The sequence below is a fragment of the uncultured Lactobacillus sp. genome, from assembly GCF_947367085.1.
Taxonomy (GTDB): Bacteria; Bacillota; Bacilli; order Lactobacillales; family Lactobacillaceae; genus Lactobacillus.
On record NZ_CANBCP010000068.1, the window covers coordinates 1 to 8368 of the forward strand.

Below are 8368 nucleotides of genomic sequence, written 5' to 3' on the forward strand. Positions count from 1 at the left end.
CTATCACTGGTCGTGGTACTGTTGCTTCTGGTCGTATCGACCGTGGTACTGTTAAGGTCGGCGACGAAGTTGAAATCGTTGGTTTAACTGACAAGGTTGAAAAATCAACTGTTACTGGTTTGGAAATGTTCCACAAGACTCTTGATCTTGGTGAAGCCGGCGATAACGTTGGTGTATTGCTTCGTGGTATTGACCGTGACCAAGTTGAACGTGGACAAGTTTTAGCAGCTCCAGGTTCAATCCAAACCCACAAACAATTTAAGGGTCAAGTTTATATCTTGAACAAAGACGAAGGTGGTCGTCACACTCCATTCTTCTCAGATTACCGTCCACAATTCTACTTCCACACTACTGATGTAACTGGTAAGATTGAATTGCCAGAAGGTACTGAAATGGTTATGCCTGGTGATAACGTTGAATTCACTGTTGAATTGATCAAGCCAGTTGCCATTGAAAAGGGTACTAAGTTTACTATCCGTGAAGGTGGTAAGACTGTTGGTGCTGGTCAAGTAACTGAAATTCTTGACTAATAACTAATAGTTATTGAAAAAAGATGTGTCATTTGGCACATCTTTTTTTTACTATTTTTTTAAAAATGACCAATGTGATTTGTGTTTTTGCAAGGATTAGGGTAAGATAGTTGAGTGTGCAAGAGCAAACCCAAATTTGACATCGGAGGTATTAATTAATGTCTGCAAAATGGGAAAAGACCGGTAAAACCACTGGTGAATTAACTTTTGAAATTTCACAAGACGAAATTAAAAAGGGCTTAGATGAAGCTTTTAAACGTGTAAAAAAGAATTTACGTGTTCCTGGATTCCGTAAGGGTCACGTTTCTCGTGTAATTTTTGACCAATTCTACGGTGAAGAAGCACTTTATGAAAATGCATTAAATATCGTTCTTCCAGAAGCTTACTCAGAAGCTGTTAAGGAAGCTAAGATTGAACCAGTTGGTCAACCTCAAATTACTCCAGTTTCAATGGATAAAAACAAACCTTGGGAAATGAAGGCAACTGTTTCTGTTAAGCCTGAAGTTGAACTTGGTGACTACAAGGGAATTGAAGTTCCAAAGCAAAGTAAACGTGTATTAGTAAAAGACGTTGATGCAGAACTTAAGAAGCGTCAAGAACAAAATGCTGAATTAGTTTTGAAAGATGGTGCTGCTAAGAAAGGTGACACTGTAACTATTGACTACGAAGGTACCATTGATGGTAAGAAGTTTGATGGCGGTAGTGCACAAAACTACTCATTAGAATTAGGTTCTAACACATTTATCCCTGGCTTTGAAGATCAACTTGAAGGTCACAAGGCCGGCGATGATGTTGATGTTAAAGTTACTTTCCCTAAAGATTATGGTGCAAAGGACTTGGCTGGTAAGGAAGCTCACTTTGCAACTAAGATCCATGAAGTAAAATCAAAAGAATTACCTAAGTTAGATGATGAGTTTGCTAAAGATGTTGATGATACTGTAGAATCACTTGACGAATTAAAGGATAAGATTAAGGCAGACCTCAAGAAGCAAAAAGAAGATGCAGCCAAAGATGCTATTCAAGATGCAGCTGTTAAGGGTGCTGTTGATAACGCTAAGATCGACGAAATTCCTCAAGCAATGATTGATGAAGACGTACAAAATCAAATGAACCAATACTTAGGCAACATGCAACGTCAAGGTATCGATCCTCAAACTTACTTCAAGTTAACTGGTACTACTGAAGCTCAATTACGTGCTCAATTGGCAAAAGATGCTGCAGAACGTGTAAAGACCAACTTAGTTCTTGAAGCAATTGTAGCTAAAGAAAAACTTGATGCTACTGAAGATGAAATTAAGCAAGAAATCAAAGACTTAGCACATGATTACAACATGGATGAAAAGGTTGTACGCAACACTTTATCAGATGATATGCTTAAGCATGATATCGCTGTAAGAAAGGCAATTGATTTAGTTACTGATAAGGCTAAGGAAGTTGCTAAGAAGGCAACTTCTAAGAAGTCTTCAAGCAAATCAACTGCAACAAAGTCTACTACTAAAAAATCTTCAACTAAAAAAGCTGACAAAGATTAGTCAGTAAGTTAATTAAAGATAAGGAAGGCGACTGTAGAGCAGTCGCCTTTTTTATACATTTGTTGAAAACTCTTTTCTTTACGTAGACATATATTTCATGCTAAAGTGAATTTACAGTTATGTTGAGAGGGAGGTCATTTTTTTGACTAACGATAAAACTCAACCGGAAGAAGTAAAATGTTCTTTTTGCGGTAAATCACAATCTCAAGTAAAGAAGATTGTCGCTGGCAACGGCGTATATATTTGTAATGAATGTATCGACTTATCTAAGAGAATAGTCGACGATGAGATGAAGGCAGATTCTTTAAAGGAAACTAAAGAATTACCAAAACCAATGGAAATTAAAAAGCAACTAGATGAATATGTAATTGGCCAAGATCGTGCCAAAAAGGTTTTGTCTGTTGCAGTATATAACCATTACAAACGTATCAATCAAATGGATGCTGATACAGATGGTACTGAGCTTCAAAAGTCTAATATTGCTTTAATTGGTCCTACAGGATCTGGTAAGACTTATTTAGCTCAAACCTTGGCTAGAATTTTAAATGTTCCATTTGCAATTGCAGATGCGACAACTTTAACTGAAGCCGGTTATGTTGGTGAAGATGTTGAAAATATTTTATTAAAGCTTCTTCAAAATGCCGACTATGACTTAGAGCGTGCACAACGTGGAATTATTTATATCGATGAAATTGATAAAATTTCTAAGAAAGCTGAAAATGTATCGATTACACGTGATGTATCAGGTGAAGGGGTCCAACAATCTCTTTTGAAGATCTTGGAAGGAACTATCGCATCTGTTCCACCTCAAGGTGGACGCAAGCATCCTCAGCAACAAATGATTAGAATGGATACCACTAACATTCTATTTATTGTAGGTGGTGCTTTTGATGGCATCCAAAATATTGTAAAAAATAGACTAGGTAAAAAGACTATTGGATTTGGTGCCGAAAATGAATTGAATCAAGTAGATTCAGAGGATTGGCAAAAGTATCTAACAACTGGTGATTTGGTCAAATTTGGTTTAATTCCTGAATTTATTGGACGTATTCCAATTATCACTACTTTGGATAAATTAAGTGCTAAAGACTTGATCAGAATTCTGACTGAACCAAAGAATGCTTTAACTAAACAATATAAAAAGCTCTTATCTTTAGATAATGTCGATTTAACCTTTACTGACGGTGCGCTGCAGGCGATTGCTGAGCTGGCTATTAGCCGTCATATGGGGGCACGTGGTTTGCGTTCTATCATTGAAAATTCTTTGATGGACATTATGTATCGCACTCCAAGTGAAGATGATATTGTCGGTGTCCAAATCAGCAAAGATGTGATTACTAAACATGCTCAACCAAAAATAACTTATAAGCAAGATGTTGAACACGATGATGAAAAGGTTAAGGCTGCAAAATAATGAAAATTGATTCAAGTGAATTTGTAATTAGTGCAGTTTCTGATAAACAATATCCTGAAGATGAGCTTCCAGAATTTGCTTTGGCAGGCCGGTCAAATGTTGGGAAATCCAGTCTAATTAATACGATCGTTAATTGTAGAAAGTTAGCTAGAACCTCACAACAACCTGGTAAGACCCAAACTCTTAATTTTTACAGGGTAAATGAGGCTTTATACTTAGTTGATGTACCTGGGTATGGTTATGCTAAAGTTTCCAAAAAACAGCGTGAACAGTTCGGAGAAATGATTCAGGACTATCTAGAAACTCGTGGCGACTTAAATGGATTGATTTTGCTGGTAGATGCGCGTCACGATCCGACGAAAGACGATATTAATATGTTTAATTACATGACTTATCTTGATTTACCTATTTTAGTTGTGGCAACTAAGATGGATAAATTAAAAAAGATGCAAGCCAGTCAAATTAAGCAAAAAATCAGCAAGAGTATTGATCTAAGTAAAGAAAATGTCACTTTTCTTCCTTTTTCTAGTGTAACTAAACTGAACGTTGATAAGTTTTGGGACTGGATCCAAGAGCATATATAAAATATAGCAAGTAAGATTTTGTTCTTGCTTGCTTTTTTGATGTCTAGGTTTTGGTTATTTTAAAAAGTGTTAAAATGTGCATATATTTCTATCAGATTTCAAGTAAGAAGAATAGGATAAGCGATAAAAAAAATGACAATGTTATATCTGATTAGACATGCAGAAACATATTTTAATGTTTGGCATAAAGTTCAAGGATGGTGTGATTCACCATTGACACCACGCGGTATTGAGCAAGCAAAAAGTGTGCGCCGGTATTTTGAAGAGGATCATATAAAATTTGCTAGTGCATACTCTTCAACTTCAGAAAGAGCATGTGATACTTTGGAATTGATCACGCATCATAAGATGAATTATAAGAGATTAAAAGATTTGCGTGAGTGGGGATTTGGAAGTTTTGAAGGTCAAGATGAGCGTTTGAATCCAAAAGTTCCTTATGAAGATTTTTTTGTTCAATATGGTGGCGAAAGTCAAAGACAGCTTCAAGAACGTATTTTTTCTTGTATTGATAAAATTATGAAAGGAGCTGATCTTGAAGATAAAGTTTTGATTGTCTCGCATGCTGGTGCTATCTATAATTTTCTGAAAATGATAGCTGTTGATGTAGATAAAGTTAGGCAAGTAGGATACGGTAATTGTGGTATTTTAAAGATATAGTATCAGGCCGGAGAATATTCTTTAGAAGAAATTATATTACCAGCTAAAGGTATTTAGAAAAAGATGCTCTTAAAGCGTAAAAGCATAAGGGCATTTTTGTTTTTTCAAATTAAGGCTAAAACAGTATAATTATAAAAAGAAATGAGGAAGAAATATGACCCAAATTTGGCCTATCTTTTTAGGTATCTTAGTTGCTGTAATCCTAGGTTTAGTTTTTAAAGAAAAAGAGCATTTTTATTTTGTAAAAGCTTTGATCCTCTTTGCAGGGATGCTGATTTTTTCAACTATTAACTTTTTGATATTTTTCTTTATCAGTTTTCTTTTTATTAGAACAGACCATGTTTTAAAATTAGGTAATCTTTTCTTCTTAATTGGTATATTGGTCATAATTTCAGGTATCTTATTATATGTTGGCTTACGCTTATTTAACAAAATATTTCCATTATCGGTAACTACACTGACCTTGATTGAATATTACATTCAGTGGACATTGATTTATGTGACAGTTTATCAGGCGATATTCTCAAATGTTAAAAAAATCACGAGCGTAGCTCACTATATTAAAGTCGGAAATTTTCTTGATCCCAATTTATTTGTAGTGATCATTTTACCATCATTTATTTCCGCTTGGATTGCAGTGGTGCTTTTTAAGCGTCATTGTAAGGCAATTTAAAAGGAGATTTCGTATGCATTTAAGCAAACTTTTTTCGTGGATCTTAAGAATGATCTTAATTATCTGTATTGCAATAACAATGGGCACAACACTAACCAGTGCTGTCTCATTAAAAGTAAATACCCCTAACTTAGTTAAACATGTCATTAATAAAACGGCTCAAGAATCTGGTAATAGCGATGTTCAAAATGGATTGGCTATCGTTCAAGCCTTAGGAGTGGAAGATGCATTAATAAGTAAACTCCCTAAAAACATAAAATTACAAACTAGTATATATAATTTTTATCAATTTACGGATTCTTATCAAAAAGAAGGCAAGTTGACTGCTCAGAATTTAAATTTACCAAATAAAACTGATCAACAAAAAACAGTAAATGATTTAGTTTTAAAATTTGCCAATTCAAAACTTGACGAAAATAAGAGTGAAATAAATCAAGGTATCTCTTATTATAAGATGTTCTTTTACGGAGTCTTGATTTTATACTTACTTGCGATTGTATTAGTCCTCTTTAATAAGAGAATTGCGTTTATTCCGCTTCTTTTGGCTTCTGTAGGGAGTTATGCAGTAGTTGGATATGCTGCAGGGCAGCTGAATACATCCTTGCAGAACGCGATTTATTCAGGAATTAGGATACACTTAGACAGTGGATTTTCAATGAGTGTAGTCTTAGCAATAATTATTAGTGTGATTTGGTTTGCAATTGCAGGCTTAGGAAAGGATCACATGCTTAAAAAAGGTAAGCATGCAGCTTAAAGTCTACGTGAAAAGATAATAACTCGAAAGGAATATAGAATTTAAGAACTATGAAGAAAATACTATTTGTATGTCATGGCAATATATGTCGCTCACCGATGGCACAATTTATCCTCCAGGACATGGTTAATAAGGCGGGATTAGGAGATAAATATTTTATTGATTCAGCAGCGACTACGCGTGATGAAATCAGTCCTAATGGGATGGGACATTCAATGGATACAAGAGCTCAAAAAGTTTTAAATGAGCATAAAATACCTTATAAAAATCACTTTGCTCGGCAATTAACTCGAGAAGATTATGATAAGTTCGATTATCTTGTTGGGATGGATGAAGAAAATTTCTTTGATATGAATCGTATTACTCATGGTGATCGCGAGCAAAAGGAAAAGAAATTGTTATCTTTTGCAAACTCTATGGCTGATGTTGATGATCCTTGGTATAGCGGAGATTTTGAAACAGCCTATCAAGAAATTTATCGTGGCTGTAAAGCAATGCTCGCTGATTTAGAACATTAGCAATTTGAAAAGTAGAGACTTGAAACAATTATAATCACAGTAGGTTTTACTTATTGTGATTATTTATTCTCAGAAAGGGCAGCTAGCCTGCTATAATGAATTTATCTATTGAAAGCGAGAAAAAATATGGCAAATAAAAAGTTGTTACTGTTGTCAACAGGAGGAACTATCGCTTCGGTTGTTTCTGAAGAAGGTTTAGTGCCAAAAGAATCTGGTGAAACTTTAATCAAAAGGCTAGAAAAACTACCTTATGATATTGATGTGAAAGATATTTTGCAATTAGATTCTTCAAATATCCAACCTGAAGAGTGGCGGACTATTGCTGAAAATATCTATGATTATCGAAATGACTACGATGGAATAGTATTATCACATGGTACTGATACGATGGCTTATACTGCCTCAATGCTGACCTTTATGCTCCAAAAAATAAATATTCCAGTTGTATTGACAGGCAGTCAAGTGCCAATTAATGTTGTTTTAAGTGATGCTCCTGATAATTTGCGTCTCGCTTTTGCAGCTGCAGCTAGTTGTAAGCCCGGAATTTATCTAGCTTTTGATCGTAAAGTGATGTTGGGCTGTCGCAGTGTTAAGGTGCGTACGATTAACTTCAATGCTTTTGAGAGTGTAAATTATCCCAGAGTTGCGGAAGTAACGTCTGATGGTTTGGTTTTCAATAAAGAAGCGCAACCACCTGCTAATGATGGTAAAACTATTTTAAATACTGATATTGATCCTCACGTTGCTGTGATTAAGCTGTTTCCTGGTTTTGATCCTAACTTGTTGTATGCAATGGTTAATAATGGCTGTCAAGGTATTATCATTGAAGGATACGGTTTGGGAGGAATGAATTTTATCAGAAGAAATATTGTTGCTGTGATTGGTGATTTAATTAAAAAAGGTATCCCAGTAGTTGCAACAAGTCAATGTTTATACGAAAGAAGCGATTTGACCCGATATGAAGTAGGACGTCTAGCTTTACTTGAAGGCGCTATTTCTGCTTGTGATATGACTACTGAAAGTGCCGTGACCAAACTGATGTGGGCTTTAGGACAAGGAATGGATGTTGAAGAAATTACAGAATTCTTTGAAACAAATGTAGCAGGAGAAGTAACCTTATAAGACATGCAAATTAGCTATAGGCAGCAATTTATTATAGGTATTAGAAATGACACTCTTTTATAGATAAAATAAAAATAAAGAAAAGGAGTGTATAAAAATGGCTGAAAATGAATCAGAAGTTAAAAATAATATATTTGGCTTTGGAAAACCAAATGAAGCTTATGCAAAATATTTTTCAGGTAAAAGTTTTTTAAATGCTTTAGCAAATAATAAAGATGCTGACGTTAATGTAGCAAATGTTTCTTTTGAACCAGGCTGTTATAATGACTGGCATAGACATAACGGTTTTCAAATTCTAATTTGTACAGCCGGACGTGGTTGGGTTCAAGAAAAAGGAAAAGATGCCAAAATTATGAAACCTGGAGATGTATTTATTGCGGGACCAGGAACTATTCACTGGCATGGAGCTACTAAGGATTCTTGGTTTAGTCATATTGCTATCACAAGTGGTTCGACTGATTGGCTTGATAAAGTTAATAATTATAATGATTTAGATGATTAATAATTACAAACTTGGTATGGATTTTTCATACCAAGTTTTTTTATTTTAGTAATGACTATATAAAGCTTTACTTGTATACTAT

At 34.8% G+C, this 8368-nt stretch carries 10 protein-coding genes; all 10 read left to right on the forward strand.

The window, feature by feature from the left end; translation table 11 throughout:
- Positions 1–530, forward strand: a 530-nt coding sequence (locus Q0Y70_RS08780) for an EF-Tu/IF-2/RF-3 family GTPase (protein ID WP_297819931.1), incomplete at its 5' end; no start/stop codon positions are given.
- Between the two features lie 158 nt (positions 531–688).
- A complete protein-coding gene (tig, locus tag Q0Y70_RS08785) occupies positions 689–2062 on the forward strand; it encodes a trigger factor (RefSeq protein WP_297819934.1) in 1374 nt (457 codons plus the stop codon).
- 142 nt (positions 2063–2204) lie between these two features.
- Complete coding sequence (gene clpX, locus Q0Y70_RS08790) at positions 2205–3476, forward strand: ATP-dependent Clp protease ATP-binding subunit ClpX (RefSeq protein ID WP_297819937.1); 1272 nt, start codon at positions 2205–2207, stop codon at positions 3474–3476.
- On the forward strand, positions 3476–4060 hold the full coding sequence (gene yihA, locus Q0Y70_RS08795) for a ribosome biogenesis GTP-binding protein YihA/YsxC (RefSeq protein ID WP_297819940.1): 585 nt from the start codon (positions 3476–3478) through the stop codon (positions 4058–4060). The genes clpX and yihA overlap by 1 nt, the downstream gene beginning before the upstream one ends.
- A gap of 132 nt (positions 4061–4192) precedes the next feature.
- Entirely contained in the window at positions 4193–4717 is a 525-nt protein-coding gene (locus tag Q0Y70_RS08800; RefSeq protein WP_297819943.1) for a histidine phosphatase family protein, read from the forward strand.
- A 154-nt stretch (positions 4718–4871) separates the two neighbouring features.
- Entirely contained in the window at positions 4872–5390 is a 519-nt protein-coding gene (locus Q0Y70_RS08805; protein WP_297819947.1) for a hypothetical protein, read from the forward strand.
- A gap of 13 nt (positions 5391–5403) precedes the next feature.
- Positions 5404–6144, forward strand: coding sequence for a hypothetical protein (locus Q0Y70_RS08810; protein WP_297819949.1), 741 nt, complete (start codon positions 5404–5406; stop codon positions 6142–6144).
- A gap of 50 nt (positions 6145–6194) precedes the next feature.
- Positions 6195–6662 (forward strand): low molecular weight protein-tyrosine-phosphatase, encoded by a 468-nt coding sequence (locus Q0Y70_RS08815; protein WP_297819952.1) that lies wholly within the window; start codon positions 6195–6197, stop codon positions 6660–6662.
- Positions 6663–6788: 126 nt separating this feature from the next.
- On the forward strand, positions 6789–7784 hold the full coding sequence (locus Q0Y70_RS08820) for an asparaginase (RefSeq protein ID WP_297819955.1): 996 nt from the start codon (positions 6789–6791) through the stop codon (positions 7782–7784).
- A 97-nt stretch (positions 7785–7881) separates the two neighbouring features.
- Positions 7882–8286 carry a cupin domain-containing protein gene (locus tag Q0Y70_RS08825; RefSeq protein WP_297819958.1) on the forward strand — a complete coding sequence of 135 codons (405 nt, stop codon included), beginning with the start codon at positions 7882–7884 and terminating at the stop codon, positions 8284–8286.
- Positions 8287–8368 lie beyond the last annotated feature (82 nt).